Here is a 23,676-nt window from a genome sequence, read left to right as displayed (position 1 = left end):
ATTTTTATGGGGTATTATTCGATTCTAATTTTTCGGTCTCTGGCGTAGAATCTTCTAATTTTTTAGTACTTCGTTGCTCAGTACTTTCGATTGCAACTTCATCGTCAGTTTTAGTTACTCCTTTATAAATTGTTAGACTTAACGATATTATAACTAAAAGGAATATATATTGAATCGTTTTTGTTTTAGAATGTTCCTTTTTCGATAAAAATATTACAATTAAGCCACTTATAAAAGCAATAATAATCGGTGTAACTGCCATGCCGTATAATTAAGTTACAGATAAAACCACAGCAGTGAATGCAGCTAAAAGACCTAGAATGATGAATAATTTTTTCATGTTTTTAATTTATTTTGAATTAATTACAATTACAACTTTTAGTTTAACACATATTATGCCGCAAAGTACAATGGATTCATTAATAGCTCCAACTTTTACTTTTTTTATCAATTATATTTAATTTTTAAAAAAACTAAAGAAAAATCTTTGGCTACAACAAAAAGGATTTTATATTTGCACCCGCATTGAACAAATAGTTCATGAGGCACTCAGGAGAAATGGCAGAGTGGTCGAATGCGGCAGTCTTGAAAACTGTTGAGGGTCACACCTCCGGGGGTTCGAATCCCTCTTTCTCCGCTGATAAAGTCGTCAAAGACACTTTAAAAGTTAAAACCCTTTAAACATAGTGTTTAGAGGGTTTTTTAATTTATAATAGATACTAACGTTTTACTTGGAACGACGTGTTGTTTTGAAGTTCATTCAGTGTAGTTTTATAACCAATTTCAAAAATCTCATTGATATATTTTTTATCAAATGTGCCATATTTGCCTAATGTTTTGGGAGATATAACCAAATCGCACTGTTTAAATTTTTTATAATCTTCCTTAACGGATTTTAATTTAAAGGCACGTTCTACAACATGATGCGAGTGTTTAAGATCTTCTATTGTTAGAGTATCAAAACCATTGACGTAACTTCCTATAAGAATATCAGCTTGTGATTTTAAAACATCAACAGGGAAATTATTAAGAGCACCACCATCTATATAAAGTGAGTCTCCAATTTTAACAGGTGCGAAAACACCGGGAAAAGCTGCCGAAGCCAATATAGGTTTAATTAATTCACCTTCACTAAAAATTTTAAGACTACCTTTTAAAATATCAGTAGCTGTAATTATTAAAGTCTTTTTTAATGCACTAAAATTATCATCCTTAATTAAAGTGTTGAATTGTGGGTAAAATTTTTCAGCATCAATAAAACCTGGTTTGCCTAAAGCATACTTTTTAAAATCTAAGAATTGAACATTTTTAAAGAAATCTAAAATGGTTTTATAATCATAACCGTAAGCGTATAAACCGCCAACAATAGCACCTGCACTAGATCCGGAAATGTGCGTCGGAAAAATTCCATGTTCCTCTAATGCTTTAATTACACCAATGTGTGCAACTCCTCTCATGCCACCACCAGACAATACTAATCCTATATTCATTGTTATTATGAAATCTATTAGGCTCAAATATATGTAGTAAAGTCTTTAATAATAATGATTTATATCAGTCTATGGATATGATTTATATCATTTTGCAAAACGCGCTATTACAATACATTTGATTATACTATAGAATCCGCGATGTTGAATATTTCAAAAATGATAAGTCAGGTAAACACGTTCTTAATTGAGCTTGGTGATTTATCTTATTTTACGACTCGCTTTTTTAAGGAAAGTTTTAAGTTCCCCTTTGAGACAAAAGAGTTATTGCGCCAATGTTATAATATGGGCAATCGTTCCTTGTTATTAGTTGGAATTACTTGTTTTATTATTGGGTTGGTTTTGGATTTACAAACACGACCAACCTTAATGGAATTCGGTGCTGCATCTTGGATGCCATCTATGGTTAGTATATCTATAGTAAGAGAAATAGGTCCGATAATCACAGCTTTAGTGTGTGCTGGTAGAATTGGTTCTGGCATTGGTGCTGAGTTAGGCTCAATGCGTGTTACCGAACAAATTGATGCTATGGAGGTCTCTGGTACAAATCCATTTAAATATCTTGTTGTTACTAGAGTGTTAGCAGTTACGTTAATGCTGCCTTTATTAGTAATCATTGGAGATGCCATTGCTTTGTTTGGTTCATTTTTAGTTGAAAATCTAAAAGGAAATGTATCGTTTACACTCTATTTTAATCAAGTTTTTGAAGCAATAGAGTTTGGTGATATTTTTCCAGCAACTATTAAATCCTTCTTTTTCGGATTGGCCATTGGTATTGTGGGCTGTTATAAAGGCTATTATTGTGCAAAAGGTACCGAAGGAGTAGGTAAGGCTGCGAATTCAGCTGTTGTTATAAGTTCTTTATTATTGTTCATTATTGATTTTATGGCCGTTTTTGTAACTGATATTTTTTACGATTTATGAGTGAAATAACAAACATATTAAACAAAAATATAGTCTTAGAAATTAAAGATTTGTATAAAAGTTTTGGAGACAATGATGTATTGAATGGCTTTAATATGAAACTTTATCAAGGTGAAAATTTGGTCATTATGGGTAAATCGGGTTCAGGGAAATCGGTAATGATTAAATGTTTAGTAGGTTTAATCGAAGCTGATAGTGGTTCTATTACAGTTATGCAAAATGATATTACCAAATTAACACAAGAAGCTTTAGATATTTTGAGAGCAGATATCGGATTTCTATTTCAAGGTAGTGCTCTGTATGATTCTATGACGGTTCGTGAGAATTTAGAATTTCCATTACGACGTCACAAAAAGAAGATGAGCGTAAATCTCAATACTGAAGACTTGGTAATGGAAGCTTTAACGAATGTTGGTTTGGCCCATACTGTCGATTTAATGCCTTCGGAATTGTCTGGCGGAATGAAACGTCGTGTTGCCTTAGCAAGGACTCTAATTCTACAACCAAAAATCATTCTTTATGATGAGCCTACAAGTGGGTTAGACCCAATCACAGCAAAAGAAATCATCATTTTAATGCAAGATATTCAGAAGAAATATAACACCTCATCACTAATTATTACCCATGATGTGGATTGTGCAAGAGTTATTTCAGATAGAATGTTATTACTTATAGATGGTATTGATTATGCTGTTGGATCATATGAAGAATTATCAAATTCCGAAGACTCTAAAATTAAAGCCTTTTTTAAACACTAATATTATGAAAAAATCAAATGCTCAAAAACTAAGACTAGGCATATTTGTTCTTATAGGAACCATTCTATTTATTGCAGGTGTTTATCTGGTTGGTCAACGAGAAGATATGTTTAAAAAAACATTTGTCATCAATTCTTACTTTCAAAATGTTAATGGGTTACAAAAAGGTAATAATGTAAGATACTCGGGTATTGATATCGGTACGGTTAAAGATATTATGATGGTTAACGATTCAACCATAAAAGTAGAATTATCGATTGAAGAGAAAATTATTTCACACATTAAAAAAAATGCTATTGCAACGATTGGTTCAGACGGGTTGGTTGGAAACATGATAGTAAATATTGTACCAGGTAAAGGGATTTCTGAAATGATAGAAAATAATACTACTATAGAATCTTACAGTAAAATAGGTACTGACGATATTCTTAATACACTCAATACAAGTACTGAAAATGCAGCGATATTAACTTCAGATTTGCTTAAAATTACTAATAGCATTACAAAAGGTAAAGGAACTATTGGCATTTTGCTCAACGATACCATTATGGCACAAGACCTAAAACAATCTGTAACCAACCTTAAATATGCCAGTTATGGTGCTTCCAATTCTATTGCAGAACTTAATTCTATTATTTCTAATATTAAAACGGATGATGGAACTATTTTAGGCATGTTACTTAACGATACTCTTTCAGGTAAAAAGTTAAAAGATATAGTTACACATCTTGAAACTTCAAGTTTAGAAATTGAAAGTGTTCTCAAAAACATAAATTCAGTAGTTAATGATTTTAATTCTAGTGAAGGTGCCTATAATTATTTTGTAAAGGATACAACTTTAGTGAATAGTTTAAAATCTACTCTAAATAATATTAATGAAGGTACAGATAAATTTAATCAGAATATGGAAGCATTAAAACATAACTTTTTAACACGAGGTTATTTTAAGAGGTTGGAACGACAAGAGAAAAAGGAAGCAAAAAACAAAGATTGACTTAAATTTTAAGGTCAGCTTTTTCCATATTTTTTTATAATAGCTAATTGACCTGCATGATAGGTGGTGTGTGAAATGATTCTACCAAAAGCTTCTGCTTTGGTTTTAGTTCCGAATTCTTTAGTTACAATAGTAGTTTCCCAGTCCGAATCCTCTTGTTTTTCTACGATAGATTGTAACACTTTAAATGAGTGATTGACATATGCTAACAATTCATTGAGGTTAGTCCAATCTCCAGTGTCTTTTTGGGCAATGACTGTTTTTGCTATCACTTTTGTATCGCTAGCTCCAAATACGTTTTTGGCAAAAAGAAGTTCAACGTCTCCGATATGACGAATTAAAAAACCGATACTATTTGGAGATGGTAATAGTTTTTTTGTTAAATCATTTTCAGTGAGATTAGGTAACTGATTTGCAAATCGAGTTCTAGCTTCTATCCAAAGATCTAATAACAATTGTGTCTTTGTTTTCATAGGTGCCTTTTTTATCAGTGTTAAAAAACTAATGGATTTGAATCGAATTTTTTAAGAACAGAAAGTAATTCTACGAGCGGAAGTTCTATAGAATAGGTGCCTGTATAAGAAGGGCACATTACGCAATCATCAAAATAAAACTCTACATAGTTATCATTGAGTACAAAATTATTTTTGGCTCTAAAAAAATCTTCAATTTCTATTTCCCAGCAGTCGTAATACAAATTACCTAGTTTTATGCTATTGCTAATTTTTTCGTTGAGAATAGTTAATAGTTCCTCTTCAGAGCCTTGCGTAAAGAAGTCTTCGTAGTTCATAAACACACCTTCAACAAGATTAAAATTGAAACAATCGAACGTAAAACTTGGATGCATGGATCCAGAGTAATAATTCTCTTTGTAAAACAACAGACTTATAAGCTGGTCATTAACATTGTAAATTTTGTAATCTATAAAGCGCTCTTCCCTAAATTTTTGAGCTTCAATACTATCGCATAAAAGTTTATTCTGTAATATTTCGGATTCGGCTTTAGAAATATTGGCATAATACTGATTCATAAAATTATTAAAATTGGTGTGCGTAGGTTTAAAGGATTCATTAAGAAGTGGGTAATGAAAATTTATTGTGTAATCATCCTTTTCTATAGCATCTCTTTTATCTATAACCAATTTTTGAAGCTCAATGCGCTCATCCTTTTTTTTGATGAGTTGCTCTTGTTTTAACTCTAAAGCAATAGATTTATTAACGGTTTCAATTTGCATACTATCTGGTTTAACCGTATTTGTGGCTATTGAATCTCTAATTTCGTTATTATAGATAGGTAATTGATCTTTTTTATCACTGTCATTTTTACAATTAAAAAGTAATGGCATTAATAGAATTATCAGTATATATTTCATTTGTTTCTTTTTTTTGAAATTAATTTCGTCGCATTTTACCAGTAATCTCTTCAACTTTAATCTGAAAAATAATTGGTAATTCGTCCTTATAAATTTTGCTTGAAAATTCACTAATAAAATCTAATTTTCTGTGTTCTTTATTGATGACTAAATCTTTAACCCCTAAAGAAAAAATATGTAGTTGCGCTTTAGCATCACTTCCAGAAAGTTCTACATAGGTTCCTTGAGCAAGAACCGAGTTCCAGGAATTTACTGAATCAACTTCCGAAACGGATAGCGATACATTTGGGTTTTTGCGCATCGCGTTAATTTTATGTCCCTCCCCAGAATAGCCTATTATAATATTGTTTTCAGTGTCAAAAAAGTAAGTTATTGGCACTACATAAGGTCTATCTCTATAAATATAGGATAAATTACCTATATAATTTGATGCTAATATTTTTGTGTTTTCCTTTTGGTTTAATGATCTAATCATAATCTAGGGTTTTAGTTTTTTACTAAATTATTTAGAATCGAAGTTATTATCTATGATATTGGTCAGTTTACTTATTTTTAAGACGACGTTTGTCTCGTAGTGCCCAATAAATGCCTTTTACGTCAGATGCCCAATTTCTGTACATAAAAATGAGTGTAATTTCCTCAAAGGTTTCTAATAGCCCAATAGCAATCATAATATAAAACAATGAATATTCGGGAGAAAAGAATAATGACCATAAGATAAAAACACTTTGCACTATAGCAGATAATTTTGCTAAATAGGTGTGAAATGCTGTAGCTTTTCCATATTTAAAGTAGGCAATAAACATTTGAATAATGTATGGCACGAAAGCTATAATAATTAAAACAAAATTGGTTTTTATAAAAGCATTTTCAAAATAAAACAACCCTATTAAACCAACAATTAATGTTATTTGGTCACCAAAGGAATCGAGTTGAGAACCTCTTGGGCTGGTAATTTTTAGCTTACGCGCTAAATACCCATCTATAGCATCTGTAGAATAGCTAATGAGTAAAAACCATGTGAATATTAAGCGTAAATCAAACCAAATGAGTGTTAATAATACTGGCGCTGCAATAATCCGATAAAATGAAAACCAGTCTGCAATGTTATAATTTTTGAATGTGAGCATCGCTATTGTACTTTCTGTAAAATTATTACAATATTAACCCACTGAAAATGAGAAATATCAGTTTATTATAAGCTTTAGTGAAACTAAAAACTGTATGGATCTAATTGAGTTTATAACGGAGTAAACGTAATGCATTGAGCACTACCACAATGGTTGAACCTTCATGAAAAGCAACGGCTAAACCAATATTGGTGAGTCCCAAAATGGTTACAGGAACTAGTATAGCAACAACACCCAAACTTATAAATATGTTTTGCTTAATAATGCCTTTAGATTCTCTACTTAGACCTATAACAAAGGGTAAATTTTCAATTTTATCGGACATAAGAGCCACATCTGCAGTTTCTAGAGCTACATCACTACCAGCTGCACCCATAGCAACACTTACGGTGCTCAATGCCATTGCAGGAGCATCGTTAACACCATCACCAACCATTGCAATTTTTTTATCTCGTTTAATGAGTTTTTGTATTTCGGTTACTTTATCTTCTGGCAATAAATTACCTTTTACTACAGTAAGACCAATTTGTTTGGCAATGGCATTTCCTACGTTTTGATGGTCTCCAGTAAGCATAATCATTTGTTTTATACCAATTTGTTTTAATTTTTTTAAAGTGTTTTTGGCAGTTTTTCGAGGTAAATCCATTACGCTAACTAATCCTATGACTTCATTTTTATATCCAACGAGCATAACGGTGTGCCCGTTTTTTAAAAAGTTCTCCATTTTAGTGATGACAGATGTTGATACTATAATGCCAACATCTTCCATAAGCTTTACATTACCTATATGAACCATATTACCATTGTATAAAGCACTTATACCTTTTCCTTGAATAGCGTTTACATTAGAAGCTTTATTCTGAGACTCAATATTATAATTGACTCTAATGTCATTTGCTATAGCTTTTGCTAGTGGATGATTACTTAAACTTTCTACTTCAAGAACGATTTTAGGTAATTCATTTTCATTAAAATTATTTAAAGTGATTAAGTTGGTGAGTTTTGGCTTGCCTTCGGTTAAGGTGCCAGTTTTATCAAATGAAATGGTTGTAATTTCCCCTAAATCTTCTAACGCTTTACCTCCTTTTATAAGAACACCTTTTTGTGCAGCTCTAGCAATGCCACTTAATACAGCACTTGGTGTAGAAATTGCCAACGCACAAGGACTCGCAGCAACTAACACGGTTATTGCTCTATATAAACTTTCGTTAAAACTTTCATCAACTACTAAATACGCAAAACATAATAAGATAACTAAAAGTATTACTATAGGGACATACCATTTTTCAAACTTTTTTGTGAGTCGTTGCGTAGGGGATTTTTGAGTTTCAACTTCATTTACCAATTTAATTAATCGAGATACTGTAGAATCTTCACTTAATTTAAGCACCAGAACTTCGAGGCTGTTATCGCCATTTATGCTACCTGCAAAGGCAATATGTTTTTTATCTATGTGCTTAAAATCTGGTAAATTGTTTGTAGATTCAATAAATGTTTTGTCGATTGGGATACTTTCTCCTGTAATTGGTGCTTGGTTAATACTACTGTTACCACTAATAATTACGCCATCTGCAGCAATTTTTGTATTTGGCTTTATTACAATAATGTCGTTAATTTTTAGGGCTTCAATGGCCACTTCTTTTAATTTATCGTTTTGCTTAACGAGCGCTGTTTTTGGAGATAGATTGCCTAAAGCTTCAATTGATTTTTTTGCTTTATTCATTGCGTAATGTTCTAAAGCATGCCCTAAACTAAATAAAAACAAAAGTAAAGCACCTTCAGCCCAACTACCAATATAGGCTGCGCCAGCTGCAGCAGCAATCATTAAAAAATCAATATCAAATTCTCCTTTAGGAATTTTTTTTGATGCATCAATAGCAATAAAAGCACCTCCAAAAAAGTAGGCAATTATATAATTTAGCAATGACGTCCAATCTGCAAAACCAGTTAATTTTTCAATTAAGTAACCTATAAGCAAAAACACTCCGCAAAAGATAGCAAAATAGAGTTCTGTTTTTTTACCAAATACTAAATTGAGATTATGTTGATGTTCTGGTTTATTTTTCATTTAGATACTTTCTCGTGTTTCAAAATTAGAAAACTTTAGAGGGATTTAGCTAATTTATATCAATGTAAAAACATTGAAAGTCAAATATTTAAATAATGATATTCGTCTTTGAAGACAAACCTTGAAGCCATTTTTATGATGAGCTATACAGAATTCAATGCAATCTCAACCATAGTATTAAATGTGCTTTCTCGCTCATCAGCTGAGGTGCGCTCTTTAGTTACTAATGAATCTGAAACCGTTAAAATAGACAATGCTCTAACATTAAACTTTGCTGCGATGGTATATAATCCTGCGGTTTCCATTTCTACACATAACACACCAAATTCTGCCCATTTTTTATAGCTGTCAAAATCATCATCATAAAACTCGTCTGCAGAGAGTACATTGCCAGCTTTTATAGGAATGTTGTTATCCTTTGCATATAGAGCTGCATTTAAAAATAATTCAAAATTGGCAGTAGGGGAATAGTCCGCATTTATAAATCGCGAATTATTGATGCCAGAAGTAGATGACGCTGCCATAGCAATTACTATGTCACGAATTTTTACGTCTTTTTGGTAAGATCCGGTTGAGCCAACACGTATTAAGTTTTTAACGCCATACTCATTAATAAGCTCATGACAATAGATTAGTGCAGATGGAATTCCCATACCAGTTCCTTGAACCGACACGCGTTTTCCTTTATATAAACCCGTATAACCTAACATACCTCTAACATTGTTGTAGCATTTAGGGTTTTCAAAAAATGTTTCTGCTATCCATTTGGCGCGCATTGGGTCACCTGGTAATAATACTGTTTCAGCAATTTCTCCTTTTTTTGCTTCAATATGAATGCTCATAATTCTAGTTATTTTTATTAAGTGGTAAGTATTACTGAAACTTAGTTTACTTTTTTAATTCTATATCTAATTTTGCTATTAGCATTAATTCCGATTTATTAATACCAGAAAAAGCGTGAGCTATTGCTGAGCTAGTTTTTAAAATTAATTTCTTTACTTCCTCAGTAAATAAATGGCTCTGTTCATTTTTATAGGATACAAAATCAGTGTAGCAAGTATTCACATCCATTTCTTCGTCATAATTAAGCCAATCAAAAACAACTTCTATTTGGTATGCAGCATCGATACCAAATACATCTTCAATATCATCTATATCTAACCAATATTTTTTTACAAAGGTGTTGAGTTTTTCAATTTCTATTGGTTTAACATTTCCATCAGTTGCCGCAACGGCATAAAACAATTTACCTAGATTTTGGTAAAATTTCAAAGTCATTTTCTTTTTAGTTTTCATAGCTGTCTGTATTTATTTGTAAATGTATGGTTGCTTTCTGTTAAAAAAAATGATATCTATCAGTTGAGAATTTCCAATTAAATCTTTACAAGCATATTCACCAATTTCAAATGGAGTTTTCTATCTTTAACATTCATAAAAAGTTAGCTGAAAAATGTTTCGACAAGATCAAGATATATTCAAATTGCTTTTAGGTTCTATATCTGAAGGTGTTATTATAGTTGATAAACACCAAAATATTGTTGAAACAAATGATTCTGCCAATAAAATGTTTGGATATGAGACAGATGAGCTTATAAATCAACCATTAAATATATTAATACCACAAAATTATCATGCTGAACATGGTGCTCATTTCGATGGCTTTATCAAAAAGCAACATCGTCGAAGAATGGGACAAGGACGTGATATTTTTGGAGCCCATAAGGATGGTAGCAAATTTCCGATTGAAGCGGGTTTAAATCCTTTTACCGTTTATGGTAAAAATTTTGTTATGGCTTTGGTGATTGATGTTACAGAGCGTAAAAAATTAGAGCAAGAAAAAAATCATTTAGCGAATATTATTCTTAAATCACTAAACGAGATTTACGTTTTTGATGCTAAAACGCTCAAATTTATAAATGTAAATCATGGTGCACAAAAAAATATAGGATATTCGTTAAAAGAGTTGCAAACCATGACTCCTTTGGATATAAAACCAAATTATACCGAATCGCAGTTTAGGGAAGAGATAGCTTTATTAGACAAAGAGAATACTGAAAAAATTGAGTTTGAAACTGTACACCAACGAAAATCTGGTAGCACTTATCCTGCCTATGTACATTTGCAACGGTCTAAATTAGGTGATAGAGATGTTTTTTTCGCTATTATTTTAGACATCACAGAACAAAAAAACTATACAGAACGACTAGAGAAAACTGTAGATATTAGAACAGAGGAATTAAAAACGGCTTTAAATGCTGAAAAAGAACTCAATGATCTTAAGACTAAATTTTTATCAATGGTATCTCATGAATTTAAAACACCCTTAAGTGGTATTTTAACTTCTACCATGTTATTGAGTAAATACAAGTTGAGCGAGCAACAAGATAAACGAGAGAAGCATATAAAAACTATAACTGAGAAAGTTCAATATCTCAATACTATTTTAAATGATTTTCTTTCTGTAGAGAAGTTAGAGAAAGGAAAGATTAATTACAAGTTTAGTAACTTTAAATTAAGTAAGGTTTTAAATGAAGTTATTTACAATGCTAACATGCTTTTAAAAGATGGTCAGCAGATTAATTACCCAGAAAATATTGATCACATGGCTATGTATCAAGATGAAAAAATATTAGAATTGGCATTGTCTAACCTTATATATAATGCCATTAAATATTCATCGGAAAATACGATTATTGATGTTGAGATTTCGCAGAATGAAAGTACTACAATTTTCAAAGTTATAGATAACGGAATAGGAATACCTGCAAAAGATCAGAAAAACATTTTTAATCGTTATTTTAGAGCAGAAAATGCACTATTGATGCAGGGCACAGGTATTGGATTGAATATCGTAAAAGATCATTTAGAAAATTTAAATGGAACCATTTCCTTTACAAGCGAAGAACATAAAGGGTCTACATTTGTCATAGAACTTCCCAACAAAGCACAACCATGAAAACTATATTATTAATAGAAGACGATACTGTTTTAAGAGAAAATACTGCAGAGTTATTAGAATTGTCAGACTACAAAGTATTAACAGCTAGCAATGGACAAATTGGTGTAGAAATGGCGAAAAATCATAAGCCAGATATTGTGGTGTGTGATATTATGATGCCTATATTGGATGGTTACGGTGTATTAGAAGCGCTCTCTAAAAACAATGAAACAAAGTTTATTCCATTTATATTTTTATCAGCGAAGACGGAACGCCAAGATGTTAGAAAAGGTATGGACCTTGGTGCAGATGATTATATTACTAAGCCTTTTACCGAAGATGAAATTATAAGTGCTATTGAAAGTAGAATTGCTAAAGCTGCACTTTTAAAAGAGGAACGAGAATCACTACAAAATTCATCATCAGATACAGATGAAGAAATAAGAACCTTAAACGATTTAAAAAATTTTTTAGACGATAATGGTACGGTTTATAATTTTAGTAAAAACGATATCATTTACAAAGAAGGGCAGAACTCAAACTATATTTATCTTATAAGTAAAGGAGTAGTACGATGCTATAAATTTGATGAAAGTGGCAAGGAACTTACTACTGGGTTACATAAGGAAGACGATTTATTTGGTTATACATCCTTTACTCAAAACGTACCCTACAAAGAAACTGCTGTTGCAATGGAAGATACTGAGATGGTAGGTGTATCAAAGACAGAGCTCACAGATGTTCTAAATAACAACCATAAAGTAACACTTGAGGTAATGCAGTTATTAACAAATGATATAGAGGGAGTTAAAGATCAATTATTACAAATGGCATATAGCTCAGTTCAAAAGAAAACAGCTTCAACTATTCTTCGGTTTGCAGAAAAGATAAATGCAAAGCCAGATGATCCAATTAGAATATCTCGTAATGATTTAGCAAGTGTGGCAGGTATTGCTACAGAAACTTTAATACGAACAATTTCAGTTTTTAAAAAACAAGGACTTATAGAAATGGAAGGTAGAAATATTAAAGTTTTAGATCTTCAAAAACTACAAGAAATTTACTAAAAGAATTCTGATTTTTTTTGGCAATATGACCAATATCATATTTTAAAATCACCCATCGTTTTAGATTTGTTTGTACTTAGACGCTTAAACGATGAATATTTTATTACCAACAGACTTTTCAGAAAATGCATGGAATGCTATTTCCTATGCCATAGATTTTTTTGAACCAGTAAAGTGTAATTTCTATCTTTTATATGTGAATAGGATAGATAATTTTATGGCAGGAGATAGCAGTTATATCCCAACAGCAGATCAAATTGATGATCTATATATAAAGCCCTCTAAAACTAGATTAAGGGCAATACTTAAAAAAATTAGCGAAAACCATATTACTAATAATAAGCATAATTTCTATACCATAACGGAATATGCTTTTTTGCTAGAATCCATTAGAAAACATATCGAAGAAAAGAAAATAGATATGATCGTTATGGGAACTAAAGGAGCTTCGGGTCTTAAAAAATATATTATAGGAAGCAATACAGGTGATGTAATTACAAAGGTTAATTGCACCACTTTAGTTGTACCAGAAGATGCAAAATACTCACCACTAAAGGAAATAGCTTTTCCTACGGATTTTAATCTATCTTATCATTTAGAGACATTAGAGCCCATAACGGATATTTTAAAGACTTTAAAAGCTAATCTACGGATACTTCATATACATAAAAAAGACAGTGTTTTAAATACCGATGAGCTGGCAAGTAAAGATTTACTTACCGATTATTTTGAAGAATATCAACCAACCTTTCATTTTCTAACTAATAGAAAAGTAGAAGACGCAATACAATGTTTTGTAGAAAGTAGAAATATTAATTTAATTGCAATGGTTGCTAAAAACTTAAATTATTTTCAAAGCATATTATTTCATTCTAAAGTAGAAAAAATAACCTACCATACGGAAATTCCGTTTTTGGTATTACACGAATAAATTATTAATACTATGGACAGTTCTATATTTTTAGCACAATTTTGGGGATGGTATCTAATTATTTTCTTTTTAATATTAAGCCTTAACCCAAAGCGTATAAAACAAATATTCAACGATTTAAAAGATGAAAAATTTTTAATCATCTTTTCTTTTATGGCCATTATTGTTGGATTGCTAAATGTGTTGTTCCATAACATTTGGGAGCCAAACTACACATTGATTATTACACTTATTGGTTGGTCATCATTGTTTTTAGGATTGGCCTTATTTATGTTTCCAAAACTAACGGTTAAATGGCTAGAAATTATTAATATAAAAATGGTACAAGTCATTTATACACTACTATTCTTCGTTGGTATTTTTTTGCTTAATGTAGTCTATAGTATTATACCGCTATAAAAAAATATAAAATGAGATACCGCAATTTAAATATGAAGACTTAAATTCTTTTGCTATTAACCATTAAAAACATCCAGCTAATTTCAGTTGGATGTTTTTTTTGATATATAAATACAATAGTTAAAATCTAGCTTGATTAAGTTAATTCATAGATGACAAATATCATTTCATTAACATCGTAATTAAGATAAATTTGGAGGTATAACAATAAAAAAATAAGACATGAAAACTAGTATTCAATTTGTTAATTTAAAAACAAGTGAAACTCTTGATGATTATACATTAAAGAAACTTAAAAGTTTAAATAAAAAGTACGATACACTGATTAACGCAGAAGTGTTTTTTAAAAAGGAAAACGACCCAAAAGGTAATGGTAAAATTTGTGAAATAGAATTAAGCGTTAATGGTCCAAGGATATTTGCAGCTTCTAATGAAAAAAATTATGAGTTAGCTGTAAAGAACACAATTAGCGATTTGCAAAAACAGTTAGAAAAAAGAAAAGGAATACTAAAACCTTATCTGTAATAATGTTTACAGATTAAAATTTATACATAATTCCCGTCTAAATATTGAAAAGACAGCAATAATTTCTGTCTGATATATATCATAGTTTTTAAGTTTTTAAGAGATTAAATTTAACAATGAAACCAAAAAACTATTATTATGCTATCTATTCTATTACCAACGGATTTTTCAGAAAATTCTATGAATGCTATTAAATATGCACTAGAATTTTTTAAATACCAAAGAACGACGTTCTACTTTATGCATGCATATCAAAATGAGTTTTATGACCATGATGATTTAACCTCACGTGAAGTATTTAATGACGTTTTAGATAATATAAGAAATGAATCTCACGCTAATTTAGAAAACCTTATAAGTAAGGTTAAAAAAATAGCTCCTCATCCTAGGTTTATCTTTCATTCAATATCTGCATACAATACGCTAGTCGAAGAAGCAAATCTTATTGCAGATGGTAAAAACATAGATTTAATAGTTATGGGTACTAAAGGTAAATCAGATGAGCGACATATTGTTTTTGGCAGTCAGACGTTTCAAGTTTTAAAATATGTAAAGTGTCCTGTTTTGGCTATTCCTTCTAATTATACCAATACACAACCTAAAAATATATTATTTCCATCAAATTTTATGATGCCTTATAAGCGTCGAGAGCTTAAACTGCTTTCTATTTTGGCAAAACCTTATAGGAGTAAGATTAATGTTTTGCATGTTTCTACAAGTCAAAAACTTTCTATCAGACAAGAAGATAATAAGTCATTTATTGAAGATGCCTTAAGTGAAAACGATGTAAACTTTTACCACGAAGAAAGTAAGAAAATTGCAGACGTTATTAAAACCTATATTGAAGAAAAAGACATCGATATACTCACTATGGTAAATACGCAACACTCATTTTTAGAAGATATGTTGTTTCCCTCTAATATCGATAAGGTAAGCCTTGGGTTAAAAATACCTTTGTTAGCTATGCAAAATACAGCTCGATTTTAACATTAAAAACTAATATTATGAAACATATTCTTTTACCCACCGATTTTTCAGATAATTCATGGAATGCAATTACTTATGCAATTCAATTATTTAAAGATGAAGAATGTACTTTTCATTTATTTAATGCCTACACACCTGTAATCTATAACGTGGAATACGTGCTAGGATATCCAGCACAATTTGGTCTTGGTGATGCCGTAAGAAGTACATCTCAAAATAATTTAAATAAAATTAACCAAAACATTAACGATAAGTTTGGTGATAATCCAAATCATAAGTTTGAAACATACTCAAGATTTGACACCCTCATTGCAGGTATAAAAGAATTTATAGAAACCTATGATGTAGATCTTGTAGTTATGGGCACTCAAGGGGCTACTGGTGCTAAAGAAGTCTTATTTGGTTCAAATACGGTGCATGTATTTAAGGAAATTAAGTGCCCTGTTTTGGCAATTCCATCCGATTTTGAATTTGAAGCACCACACGAAATTTTATTCCCAACAGATCTCGAAGCCTCATACAAACATTCTGAACTCAAAATTTTAAAGCAATTAGTAAAAACTAATCATGCTAGATTAAATACAATGCATGTTTCTACAGGATATGAGCTTACGGACTTACAGAAAAGAAATAAATCAAAATTAAAAGCAATGTTTAAGGATTCTGCTTATTTATTTCATGATGTTAGAACCATGAATTTAATGAATGCCATTAATGAATTTCAGATTAAACATAAGATAAATCTTTTGGTAATGATAAATAATAAGCACTCATTTTTTGAAAACTTATTTTTTAAAAATACCATTAATCAAATTGGTTTCCATTTAAATGTGCCATTTCTAGTTATGCCATCTCAATCATAGGTTCAAACTGATCTATATCATGTTTTATCCTAAAAGAAAGCAGTAATTTACTGTATAATAAAAGCTATGTAAACATGAAAAAAAATATTCTATTACCCACAGATTTTTCAGATAATGCCTGGAGCGCTGCTGTTTATGCATTAAAACTATATGCCAATGAAGAGTGTAAATTCTATTTTCTGCATTCTCTAAAAATGAAAATTTCTACAATGTCTAGTATTTCAAATAAATTACTAAACACTATGTCAGATAATGCCATGAAAGATTTAAAAGAATTAAAGGAAATGGCAGTAAATAGTAATGCAAATGCTAATCACGAATTCGAAATTTTACTAAGTAGTTTTAGTTTAGACGATGCCATTGATAGTGCTTTAGATAAGCACCATATAGATTTAGTAGTAATGGGTACTAAAGGAGCAACAGGCGCTAAAGAGTTTCTATTTGGCAGTAATACAGTTAATATAATAAAAAAAGTGAGCCGTTGTCCGGTATTAATAGTACCAGATGAGTTTGATTTTGAAGAACCAAAACAAATTGCTTTCTCTACTGGTTTTAATCGTTTTTATGACCAAGAAATACTTCCGTTAAAACGACTAGCAGAACTCTATAATTCTAAGATAAGAATTGTTCATATCAACAAGGAAGAAAAATTGACAAAATTGCAAGACTACAATTACACAATGCTAAAAACATATTTAAAAAACTATGAATATAGTTTTCATTGGATGCCAGATTACGCTAAAAAAACCCAAGAAATCAATGACTTCATTGAAGAGCTTAACATTGATATACTTGTTATGATTAATTACAAGCATAGTTTTATTGAAAGTTTAGTAAAAGAACCCATAATAAAGAAAATTGGATTTCATCCCACAGTTCCTTTTTTAGTAATTCCTTGTGTAAGCTGATGAATGTCATTTAAATAACCTATGAGATGACATAACTTTAAATTATTAAAAATTAGGCCATGAGACATAAAATTTTAATACCAACAGATTTTTCTAAAAATGCCAATAAAGCATTACGATATGCAATTCAATTATATAAAAATGATTCTTGTGATTTTTATTTGCTGAATGTTTTTTCTGCTACAAGCAATTTAATGAAAAGCCTAATGAATATGGAGCCTGGTAGTGAACTATATGAAACTGCCAAGCGAAATTCAGAAGATGGTTTGGCAAAAATTCAAGATATGATTACAATGACGGTAGATCCAAACCCCAAACACAACTTTAAAACCATCTCTGTATTTAACAATACTCTAGAAGCTATAAAAGATGTAGTTGAAAAAAAGGATATAGAAATGGTTATTATGGGCACGAAAGGTGAAACTTACTCAAGAGCTACAGCATTTGGTAGTACTGCAACATACGTTATGGAAAAAGTACGAAACTGTCCTGTAATAGTTGTGCCGCTCAATGCAAAGTCTATAATGCCAAAAGAGATTGTATTTCCTACTAGCTATAAAACACATTATAAAAGAAGAGAATTAATATATCTCACAGAGATTGCTAAAAAATCTGATGCCACAGTAATTGTGCTTCATGTTTCAGAAGCAGATGAGTTAAGCAAAGAGCAAAAAGAAAACAAGCAATTGCTTGAAGAAATTTTAGGTGAAACAAAACATAAAACCCATTTCCTGTCGCATAATTCGGTAGAAACCGCCATAAACATTTTTGTTGAGAGTCGTGATAGTGATATGGTAGCATTTATTAATAAAAAACATGCATTTTTTGGAAGTATTTTAACTGATCCTTTAGTGAAAAGTATATCATTTCATTCTAAAGTTCCGATACTAGTGATGCATGATTTAAGAAATTAAAACCGTAAAATTATGAAACAAACAGGTATTTGGTTAGATAAGGATAAAGCCTTAATTGTTACATTAGAAAATGAGCAAGAAAAATTCGAAACTGTAACGTCTAATTTAGATCACTTTCGTATTCATGGAGGCTCTGGTACACGTCTTAAAGGAGGTCCTCAAGATGTGGTTCAGGATAGTAAATATTTGGAGCGTGAAAAACATCAAATGAAAAGCTATTTTCATAACATCATCCCTAAAATAGAAAATAGTGATGCCTTAGTCATATTTGGGCCTGCCGAAACTAATGAGCGTTTTGCCAAAGAATTACATGAAAACTATAACGCTTTGAGCACCAAACTAAAAGCTGTGGAAAAAGCAGATAGTATGACGGATAATCAAGTAAAAGCTTGGGTTAGAGACTTTTTTAAGTCGAAATAAATATTAGTTAGCCAACTAAGGCTGTTATAATCGTCTTTGATTTTGTCAGATTTTTAAATTATAAGTATGGAAATTGAAAATATAGAAATCATAAAATATTCTGGCGATAAGGTGAAATTTTCACTAGATAAATTAAGAACTTCCTTAAAAAGAACTGGTGCGAGCCAATCTATTATTAATAACATTCTGGACACAGTAAGAGACGAGCTTTATCAAGGAATATCAACCAAAGAAATTTATAATAGGGCTTTTTCACTACTTAAAAAAAATAAAAGTCATTTGGCTTCAAAGTATAAGCTCAAAAAAGCAATATACGAACTTGGGCCTACTGGTTTTCCATTTGAACGTTTTGTAAGCGCAATTTTAAAATATTCTGGTTATGAAACTGAAGTAGGCTCCTTATTACAAGGAAAATGCGTATCACACGAAGTAGATATTATAGCTCAAAAAAACGACGAAACAACCATAATTGAATGTAAATTTCATGGTGAGCAAGGGCTAAACTGTAATGTGAAAATACCGCTATATATCAATTCGCGTTATCGTGATATTAAAGAAAATTGGTATCCGCAGAAAAATCAAAAAACACAACTTAATAAAGGTTGGGTAGTTACCAATACAAGGTTTACCAAAGATGCATTAGACTATGGTAATTGTTGTGGTTTGTATTTGTTAAGTTGGGATTATCCATTAAATAATGGTTTAAAAGATAGGATTGACCGATTGGGATTATACCCAATTACAGTGTCTACATTACTTACAAATAGAGAAAAACAGTTTCTGCTAAGTAGAGATGTAGTTTTGTGTAGAGAATTGTTGAACGACAAATTTTTCTTAGATCATTTAGGAATTTCTGAAACTAGAAAGGGGAAGATTCTAAATGAGGTTTCTCAACTATGTACTGCTTAAAACAAAAAATATGGACTATTTTGTAAAAATCAACTTCTTAGGTGCTGCAGGTGTAGTAACAGGTTCAAAGTTTTTAATAGAGACTTCAGAAAAAAATATACTCGTTGATTGTGGTATGTTTCAAGGTTTAAAAGACCTTAGAATGTTAAACTGGGATAACCTTCCAATAGATGTAAAATCTATAGATATTGTTTTGCTTACTCATGGTCATTTAGATCATGTAGGTTATTTGCCTCGCTTAATAAAACAAGGGTTTTCTGGTAAAATAATTGGTACAGCTCCAACTTTAGCTATAGCAGAAATTATCTTAAGAGATAGTGCAAAAATCCATGAAGAAGAGGCTGAAAAAGCCAACAAAGAACGGTATACAAAACATAGTCCTGCAGTTCCTTTTTATTCAGTTTCAGAGGCAGAGAATACCATAAAAATGTTCGAAGTAGAATTAGAAGATAAATGGATTCAGCTATCAGATCATATATCTTATCGTTTTCAATATAATGGACATATTATTGGTGCCACCTTCATTGAAATAGATATTAATGGAAAACGATTTGTATTCTCTGGAGATATTGGTAGACAAAACGATTATTTATTAAATGATCCTAAAAGACCAGAGTGGGCAGATTTTTTATTTGTGGAAAGTACTTATGGTAATAAGTTGCATCCTAAAGAAAACATTGAAGATTTATTATCAGAAATCATTTTAGAAACTATAAACAAAAAGGGGAATCTTATAATTCCAAGTTTTGCTGTTGAGCGCTTACAAACCTTAATGTTTATACTGTGGCAACTCTATAAGAAAAATAAAATTCCAAATATTCCAATTTTTGTAGATAGCCCTATGGGTAATAATGTTTTGGATGTTTTTAAACGATACCCTAAATGGCATAAATTATCTATGGAAGATTATAGCGCTATGTGTAATCATGTAAATATTATTCAATCTTATAAGGAGACATGGGAAACCATTGACGATAGGCGATCAAAAATTATTATTGCAGGCAGTGGTATGGTTACTGGAGGTCGTGTTTTAACTTATTTACAGCAAATGATAGTCGAACCTTCTACAACAGTTTTATTAGTAGGTTACCAGGCCGAAGGCACTCGAGGTAGACAATTGTTAGAAGGTGCTCACGAAATTCGCTTTTTTGGTAAATATTATCCCGTAAAAGCGACAATAAAAAGTGTTGAAAGCTTATCTGCTCATGCAGATCAACAAGATATATTGAATTGGTTGAGTGATATAAAAAATAGTCCGGAAAAAGTATTTCTAATTCATGGAGAACCAACAGCGTTAGATGCATTTAGAGTGAAACTAAAAGATGAGTTTAATTGGAATGCTACAATCCCTAAATTAGCAGATGTGTATAAAGAAATAGTATAAAAACTATGACAATAGTAATATATAAAGTTTAAGAATTAGCCCAAAAACAGCTGCTTACTAGGTAGTTTAAAAAAGTTTTAAATTCAATTTAAAATTATGCTATTAAGCTGATATTTATCATTTTATATTCTTGTTCAGTGATTTAATTTTATAATAGATAAAATGTTTAATCAAATAAATTTAAAATTATGTCACTTATTAAATTTAACAACAGAAACAGATTATTCCCTTCCTGGAATAATGATAGCTTAAAAAGCTTTTTAAGCAGTGATGATTTTTTTAACGATGACTTTTTTGAAGAAGACAGTTTAATGCCTGCAATGAACGTAAAAGAACATGAGGATGATTTTGAAATTGAATTTGCAGCACCAGGATTTTCTAAAAAGGATTTTGAGGTCACCATTGAGGACAATATGCTAAAAGTATGCGGTGAAAAACAGAAAGAATCTGAAGAAAAAAAAGAGGACTACACTCGCAGAGAATTTAGTTACAATTCGTTTAAAAGATCATTGAAACTTCCAAAAACTGTAAATACGGATCAGGATGTTATGGCAAGTTATGAAAACGGTATTCTAAAGCTAAATCTTCAGAAAAAAGAAGAAGTTAAAGAAACAACTAAAAAGGTTATTGAAGTTCTTTAACAATTACAAAAGCAGATGGTAGTGTTAAGGACTACTTTCTGCTTTTTTATTTAAAATAGATATTATGAAAACGATACAAACACAAGCGCGCTATATAGAGTGGTTAAGTGCAGAGGAAATGCACAAACATTCTCAAGATTGGTTATCTGAGTTAAGGTTTATAAGAGATGAACATTTGTTTTTCGAGGATCTTATAAAATCATACACCTTACAGATGATTGATCCAGAAAAATTTTCGCACAATAAAGAAATCATTGATGCCATAAATAGATCACAAAAAAAGAACAATCTTTTAATTGAAGCTTTAAAAGTGCATGAAAATGAATTAGAAATAATGTTAGATGGCATAGACCAGCCTAAGCAAGAAGAGGCCTACAAAAAAGAACATAGAGGCATAATCGTGGAGGTAAATCAATTCAAAAAAGATTATATAATGCTAAAAAAGCAACTTTTTGATATTATTAAGACGATTAAAAAGGATGAAAAGAATAGGAGATTACTAGATAGAAAATAAGTTAAAATAAACCCATGAAAAAAATCACACTACTTATATTTTCTGTAATCTTAACAAGTTGTTCTTCAGCAAGATTAGTGGATAGTTGGAAGAATCCAGATATTGGTATTTACGACCCATATAAAGTTTTAGTGGTTGGCTTAACTTCAGATGAAGTGGCTAAGCAAGAATTTGAGATGGCCTTAAAGAAGGAGTTAGAACTTAGAGGCAATGAAGTAATGATGGGTCATATTATTCTAGATACTACTTCTCAAACAGAAATATTAACTGAGGCTGAGTTAGAAAATTTAGAAAGTAAACTCACAAAAGAAGGTTACGACACAATTATCCTAACGAAAATAATCGGTATTGAAAATAAGAGTCGCTACTTATTAAATTTTAAATCCTATGAGCAAACCTATAGACAATTTAAGGATGATTATTTAATGTATGAAGAGAGTTATTATAATCCCAATAACATTGAAAAATACACTATCTATAATGCAGAAACCTCAATTTATTGTATTTGCCCAACAAAAGCAAGGCAGCTTATTTGGAAAGGGTACATTAATATAGCAGATCCTAGAGCCATTAAAAAGACAGTTAAGGATTATGTTAAATTAGCTGTTGAAGTATTGGAGGAAGAACAAATTATAGCCAAGATTGAATAAAATCTTAATGGATTAACAGATTTCTTCACAAGTTAGTCTATTCTAGCTTTTTAGCTGTGGAATACCATAAGAGGAACAGTGAGGTTATTACCAATTTTGGTAGTTGTAGATCCCATAAAAAATCGCTCGAACATTAATTCTTTTTGCTCTATAAGTATCATTAAATCTATGTTTTGTGTTTGAATAAATCCACTCACAGCGTAATGCATAGGGATATTATTTATAATGTTATAACTATACGACATTTCTTTAGAAAGTGTATTTATACCTTCTTTATCGCTAAGTTGTGAGTTAGGAATACTTCCATTTTGGTTAATTCTTAAAAGGTGTAATTTACTCTCGTAACTTTTTACAAATTCAAGAATTCGAGAAAAAGGTTGGCCGATAACAGAGTCTAAAGCATCTAGAGGCAAAACAATTTCTTTTATTTTTCTATACTCAAAATTCTCAGGGATAACGAGTGTATCGCAATTAACCTTTCGTATAACGTTAATGGTATTGCTTCCAAATATAACCTCTTTGGCACCAGTAGCGCCATTTGTTCCCATAACAACTAAATCTATATTTTTTGATTTCACAACCTGATTAACAGCATCTGTTAACACATCGAAATCCATAATAGTTTCAATATTCAATGTTGTTGGTTGAAACTTGTTTTTTAAATCTGTTACTACACTTTCTAATTCATTTTTATCGTTTTTAAAGATTGAATCGTAAATACTTTCATTTCCAGCGGTTAAGATATCATCTGTAGTATATGAAGTTGAACGCTTTACATGAAGAATGTAATATTTACATTTGCTTCCATAAAGGTTGATTGCATAATGTATGGCGTTTAATGCATTTTTCGAAAAATCGGTAAGTAGTAATATGTTTCTCATCTTATTTTA

At 30.7% G+C, this 23,676-nt stretch carries 28 protein-coding genes and 1 tRNA gene; 19 read left to right on the top strand and 10 right to left on the bottom strand.

The genetic code is table 11. From position 1 onward, the window contains the following. Window positions 1-4: 4 nt before the first annotated feature. The gene (locus H8K90_RS09800; RefSeq protein WP_186845784.1) at window positions 5-262 is read right to left on the bottom strand and encodes a hypothetical protein; all 258 of its coding nucleotides are present in this window, start codon (window positions 260-262) and stop codon (window positions 5-7) included. A gap of 290 nt (window positions 263-552) precedes the next feature. Between H8K90_RS09800 and H8K90_RS09795 the strand changes: the two genes are divergently transcribed. Then, window positions 553-637 (top strand) — tRNA-Ser (locus H8K90_RS09795). Between the two features lie 82 nt (window positions 638-719). Here the strand turns inward: H8K90_RS09795 and H8K90_RS09790 are convergent. Continuing rightward, window positions 720-1,490, bottom strand: a complete 771-nt coding sequence (locus H8K90_RS09790; protein WP_186845783.1) for a patatin-like phospholipase family protein — start codon at window positions 1,488-1,490, stop codon at window positions 720-722. Between the two features lie 159 nt (window positions 1,491-1,649). Between H8K90_RS09790 and H8K90_RS09785 the strand changes: the two genes are divergently transcribed. The 3 genes from H8K90_RS09785 to H8K90_RS09775 are packed head-to-tail and all read left to right on the top strand — an operon-like array spanning window position 1,650 to window position 4,166. Then, window positions 1,650-2,414: an MlaE family ABC transporter permease gene (locus tag H8K90_RS09785; protein ID WP_390622205.1), complete on the top strand. Its 765-nt coding sequence runs from the start codon at window positions 1,650-1,652 to the stop codon at window positions 2,412-2,414. Continuing rightward, on the top strand, window positions 2,411-3,172 hold the full coding sequence (locus tag H8K90_RS09780; protein WP_186845781.1) for an ABC transporter ATP-binding protein: 762 nt from the start codon (window positions 2,411-2,413) through the stop codon (window positions 3,170-3,172). The genes H8K90_RS09785 and H8K90_RS09780 overlap by 4 nt, the downstream gene beginning before the upstream one ends. Window positions 3,173-3,176: 4 nt before the next feature. Continuing rightward, on the top strand, window positions 3,177-4,166 hold the full coding sequence (locus tag H8K90_RS09775; protein WP_186845780.1) for an MlaD family protein: 990 nt from the start codon (window positions 3,177-3,179) through the stop codon (window positions 4,164-4,166). A gap of 14 nt (window positions 4,167-4,180) precedes the next feature. On the opposite strand, the gene H8K90_RS09770 is transcribed toward H8K90_RS09775, so the two are convergent. The 7 genes from H8K90_RS09770 to H8K90_RS09740 form a co-directional block, all read right to left on the bottom strand. Further along, window positions 4,181-4,639: a DinB family protein gene (locus H8K90_RS09770; protein WP_186845779.1), complete on the bottom strand. Its 459-nt coding sequence runs from the start codon at window positions 4,637-4,639 to the stop codon at window positions 4,181-4,183. 20 nt (window positions 4,640-4,659) lie between these two features. Next, window positions 4,660-5,538 carry an RsiV family protein gene (locus H8K90_RS09765; protein WP_186845778.1) on the bottom strand — a complete coding sequence of 293 codons (879 nt, stop codon included), beginning with the start codon at window positions 5,536-5,538 and terminating at the stop codon, window positions 4,660-4,662. 19 nt (window positions 5,539-5,557) lie between these two features. Continuing rightward, on the bottom strand, window positions 5,558-6,013 hold the full coding sequence (locus tag H8K90_RS09760) for a pyridoxamine 5'-phosphate oxidase family protein (RefSeq protein WP_186845777.1): 456 nt from the start codon (window positions 6,011-6,013) through the stop codon (window positions 5,558-5,560). A 67-nt stretch (window positions 6,014-6,080) separates the two neighbouring features. Further along, the gene (locus tag H8K90_RS09755; RefSeq protein ID WP_186845776.1) at window positions 6,081-6,668 is read right to left on the bottom strand and encodes a CDP-alcohol phosphatidyltransferase family protein; all 588 of its coding nucleotides are present in this window, start codon (window positions 6,666-6,668) and stop codon (window positions 6,081-6,083) included. Between the two features lie 100 nt (window positions 6,669-6,768). After that, the gene (locus H8K90_RS09750; protein ID WP_186845775.1) at window positions 6,769-8,736 is read right to left on the bottom strand and encodes a heavy metal translocating P-type ATPase; all 1,968 of its coding nucleotides are present in this window, start codon (window positions 8,734-8,736) and stop codon (window positions 6,769-6,771) included. 143 nt (window positions 8,737-8,879) lie between these two features. Further along, window positions 8,880-9,578, bottom strand: a complete 699-nt coding sequence (deoD, locus tag H8K90_RS09745; protein ID WP_186845774.1) for a purine-nucleoside phosphorylase — start codon at window positions 9,576-9,578, stop codon at window positions 8,880-8,882. 46 nt (window positions 9,579-9,624) lie between these two features. Next, window positions 9,625-10,032, bottom strand: a complete 408-nt coding sequence (locus H8K90_RS09740) for a hypothetical protein (RefSeq protein ID WP_186845773.1) — start codon at window positions 10,030-10,032, stop codon at window positions 9,625-9,627. Window positions 10,033-10,186: 154 nt separating this feature from the next. Here H8K90_RS09740 and H8K90_RS09735 point away from each other — a divergent pair, with 154 nt between their 5' ends. From H8K90_RS09735 to H8K90_RS09665, 15 genes are all read left to right on the top strand, one after another. After that, the gene (locus H8K90_RS09735) at window positions 10,187-11,692 is read left to right on the top strand and encodes a sensor histidine kinase (protein ID WP_186845772.1); all 1,506 of its coding nucleotides are present in this window, start codon (window positions 10,187-10,189) and stop codon (window positions 11,690-11,692) included. Next, a complete protein-coding gene (locus H8K90_RS09730; protein ID WP_186845771.1) occupies window positions 11,689-12,741 on the top strand; it encodes a response regulator in 1,053 nt (350 codons plus the stop codon). Before H8K90_RS09735 ends, H8K90_RS09730 begins: the two co-directional genes overlap by 4 nt. A 91-nt stretch (window positions 12,742-12,832) precedes the next feature. Continuing rightward, window positions 12,833-13,672: a universal stress protein gene (locus tag H8K90_RS09725; RefSeq protein ID WP_186845770.1), complete on the top strand. Its 840-nt coding sequence runs from the start codon at window positions 12,833-12,835 to the stop codon at window positions 13,670-13,672. Window positions 13,673-13,684: 12 nt separating this feature from the next. After that, window positions 13,685-14,071, top strand: coding sequence for a hypothetical protein (locus H8K90_RS09720; protein ID WP_186845769.1), 387 nt, complete (start codon window positions 13,685-13,687; stop codon window positions 14,069-14,071). Window positions 14,072-14,293: 222 nt separating this feature from the next. Beyond that, the gene (locus H8K90_RS09715; protein WP_186845768.1) at window positions 14,294-14,596 is read left to right on the top strand and encodes an HPF/RaiA family ribosome-associated protein; all 303 of its coding nucleotides are present in this window, start codon (window positions 14,294-14,296) and stop codon (window positions 14,594-14,596) included. Between the two features lie 138 nt (window positions 14,597-14,734). Further along, window positions 14,735-15,583, top strand: a complete 849-nt coding sequence (locus H8K90_RS09710; protein WP_186845767.1) for a universal stress protein — start codon at window positions 14,735-14,737, stop codon at window positions 15,581-15,583. A 17-nt stretch (window positions 15,584-15,600) separates the two neighbouring features. Continuing rightward, entirely contained in the window at window positions 15,601-16,446 is an 846-nt protein-coding gene (locus H8K90_RS09705; RefSeq protein WP_186845766.1) for a universal stress protein, read from the top strand. Between the two features lie 74 nt (window positions 16,447-16,520). After that, window positions 16,521-17,354: a universal stress protein gene (locus H8K90_RS09700; protein ID WP_186845765.1), complete on the top strand. Its 834-nt coding sequence runs from the start codon at window positions 16,521-16,523 to the stop codon at window positions 17,352-17,354. Between the two features lie 59 nt (window positions 17,355-17,413). Continuing rightward, window positions 17,414-18,268: a universal stress protein gene (locus H8K90_RS09695; protein WP_186845764.1), complete on the top strand. Its 855-nt coding sequence runs from the start codon at window positions 17,414-17,416 to the stop codon at window positions 18,266-18,268. Between the two features lie 12 nt (window positions 18,269-18,280). After that, window positions 18,281-18,688 (top strand): hypothetical protein, encoded by a 408-nt coding sequence (locus tag H8K90_RS09690; RefSeq protein ID WP_186845763.1) that lies wholly within the window; start codon window positions 18,281-18,283, stop codon window positions 18,686-18,688. 66 nt (window positions 18,689-18,754) lie between these two features. Beyond that, window positions 18,755-19,597 carry an ATP cone domain-containing protein gene (locus tag H8K90_RS09685; protein WP_186845762.1) on the top strand — a complete coding sequence of 281 codons (843 nt, stop codon included), beginning with the start codon at window positions 18,755-18,757 and terminating at the stop codon, window positions 19,595-19,597. 10 nt (window positions 19,598-19,607) lie between these two features. Next, window positions 19,608-20,981 (top strand): MBL fold metallo-hydrolase RNA specificity domain-containing protein, encoded by a 1,374-nt coding sequence (locus tag H8K90_RS09680; RefSeq protein ID WP_186845761.1) that lies wholly within the window; start codon window positions 19,608-19,610, stop codon window positions 20,979-20,981. Between the two features lie 188 nt (window positions 20,982-21,169). Then, window positions 21,170-21,622 (top strand): Hsp20/alpha crystallin family protein, encoded by a 453-nt coding sequence (locus H8K90_RS09675; protein WP_186845760.1) that lies wholly within the window; start codon window positions 21,170-21,172, stop codon window positions 21,620-21,622. A gap of 64 nt (window positions 21,623-21,686) precedes the next feature. Further along, complete coding sequence (locus H8K90_RS09670; protein WP_186845759.1) at window positions 21,687-22,136, top strand: hypothetical protein; 450 nt, start codon at window positions 21,687-21,689, stop codon at window positions 22,134-22,136. Window positions 22,137-22,150: 14 nt separating this feature from the next. Continuing rightward, the gene (locus H8K90_RS09665; protein WP_186845758.1) at window positions 22,151-22,786 is read left to right on the top strand and encodes a hypothetical protein; all 636 of its coding nucleotides are present in this window, start codon (window positions 22,151-22,153) and stop codon (window positions 22,784-22,786) included. Between the two features lie 50 nt (window positions 22,787-22,836). Here the strand turns inward: H8K90_RS09665 and H8K90_RS09660 are convergent, their stop codons facing one another. Continuing rightward, a complete protein-coding gene (locus tag H8K90_RS09660) occupies window positions 22,837-23,667 on the bottom strand; it encodes a universal stress protein (RefSeq protein ID WP_186845757.1) in 831 nt (276 codons plus the stop codon). Window positions 23,668-23,676 lie beyond the last annotated feature (9 nt).

The organism is Winogradskyella echinorum, assembly GCF_014297365.1.
GTDB classification, from domain to species: domain Bacteria; phylum Bacteroidota; class Bacteroidia; order Flavobacteriales; family Flavobacteriaceae; genus Winogradskyella; species Winogradskyella echinorum.
Note: the sequence above shows the minus strand (reverse complement) of the source record. Positions and strands in the feature narration are given on the sequence as shown.

Bases quoted from the DNA above. Each gene is read 5' to 3' on its own strand.
- H8K90_RS09735 (WP_186845772.1), top strand. From the start codon at position 10,187: ATGTTTCGACAAGATCAAGATATATTCAAATTGCTTTTAGGTTCTATA.
- H8K90_RS09685 (WP_186845762.1), top strand. From the start codon at position 18,755: ATGGAAATTGAAAATATAGAAATCATAAAATATTCTGGCGATAAGGTG.
- H8K90_RS09755 (WP_186845776.1), bottom strand. From the start codon at position 6,668: ATGCTCACATTCAAAAATTATAACATTGCAGACTGGTTTTCATTTTAT.
- H8K90_RS09760 (WP_186845777.1), bottom strand. From the start codon at position 6,013: ATGATTAGATCATTAAACCAAAAGGAAAACACAAAAATATTAGCATCA.
- H8K90_RS09690 (WP_186845763.1), top strand. From the start codon at position 18,281: ATGAAACAAACAGGTATTTGGTTAGATAAGGATAAAGCCTTAATTGTT.
- H8K90_RS09710 (WP_186845767.1), top strand. From the start codon at position 14,735: ATGCTATCTATTCTATTACCAACGGATTTTTCAGAAAATTCTATGAAT.
- H8K90_RS09785 (WP_390622205.1), top strand. From the start codon at position 1,650: ATGATAAGTCAGGTAAACACGTTCTTAATTGAGCTTGGTGATTTATCT.
- H8K90_RS09780 (WP_186845781.1), top strand. From the start codon at position 2,411: ATGAGTGAAATAACAAACATATTAAACAAAAATATAGTCTTAGAAATT.
- H8K90_RS09660 (WP_186845757.1), bottom strand. From the start codon at position 23,667: ATGAGAAACATATTACTACTTACCGATTTTTCGAAAAATGCATTAAAC.
- H8K90_RS09770 (WP_186845779.1), bottom strand. From the start codon at position 4,639: ATGAAAACAAAGACACAATTGTTATTAGATCTTTGGATAGAAGCTAGA.
- H8K90_RS09705 (WP_186845766.1), top strand. From the start codon at position 15,601: ATGAAACATATTCTTTTACCCACCGATTTTTCAGATAATTCATGGAAT.
- H8K90_RS09790 (WP_186845783.1), bottom strand. From the start codon at position 1,490: ATGAATATAGGATTAGTATTGTCTGGTGGTGGCATGAGAGGAGTTGCA.
- H8K90_RS09740 (WP_186845773.1), bottom strand. From the start codon at position 10,032: ATGAAAACTAAAAAGAAAATGACTTTGAAATTTTACCAAAATCTAGGT.
- deoD (WP_186845774.1), bottom strand. From the start codon at position 9,578: ATGAGCATTCATATTGAAGCAAAAAAAGGAGAAATTGCTGAAACAGTA.
- H8K90_RS09695 (WP_186845764.1), top strand. From the start codon at position 17,414: ATGAGACATAAAATTTTAATACCAACAGATTTTTCTAAAAATGCCAAT.
- H8K90_RS09665 (WP_186845758.1), top strand. From the start codon at position 22,151: ATGAAAAAAATCACACTACTTATATTTTCTGTAATCTTAACAAGTTGT.
- H8K90_RS09675 (WP_186845760.1), top strand. From the start codon at position 21,170: ATGTCACTTATTAAATTTAACAACAGAAACAGATTATTCCCTTCCTGG.
- H8K90_RS09720 (WP_186845769.1), top strand. From the start codon at position 13,685: ATGGACAGTTCTATATTTTTAGCACAATTTTGGGGATGGTATCTAATT.
- H8K90_RS09765 (WP_186845778.1), bottom strand. From the start codon at position 5,538: ATGAAATATATACTGATAATTCTATTAATGCCATTACTTTTTAATTGT.
- H8K90_RS09680 (WP_186845761.1), top strand. From the start codon at position 19,608: ATGGACTATTTTGTAAAAATCAACTTCTTAGGTGCTGCAGGTGTAGTA.
- H8K90_RS09670 (WP_186845759.1), top strand. From the start codon at position 21,687: ATGAAAACGATACAAACACAAGCGCGCTATATAGAGTGGTTAAGTGCA.
- H8K90_RS09725 (WP_186845770.1), top strand. From the start codon at position 12,833: ATGAATATTTTATTACCAACAGACTTTTCAGAAAATGCATGGAATGCT.
- H8K90_RS09715 (WP_186845768.1), top strand. From the start codon at position 14,294: ATGAAAACTAGTATTCAATTTGTTAATTTAAAAACAAGTGAAACTCTT.
- H8K90_RS09775 (WP_186845780.1), top strand. From the start codon at position 3,177: ATGAAAAAATCAAATGCTCAAAAACTAAGACTAGGCATATTTGTTCTT.
- H8K90_RS09750 (WP_186845775.1), bottom strand. From the start codon at position 8,736: ATGAAAAATAAACCAGAACATCAACATAATCTCAATTTAGTATTTGGT.
- H8K90_RS09700 (WP_186845765.1), top strand. From the start codon at position 16,521: ATGAAAAAAAATATTCTATTACCCACAGATTTTTCAGATAATGCCTGG.
- H8K90_RS09800 (WP_186845784.1), bottom strand. From the start codon at position 262: ATGGCAGTTACACCGATTATTATTGCTTTTATAAGTGGCTTAATTGTA.
- H8K90_RS09730 (WP_186845771.1), top strand. From the start codon at position 11,689: ATGAAAACTATATTATTAATAGAAGACGATACTGTTTTAAGAGAAAAT.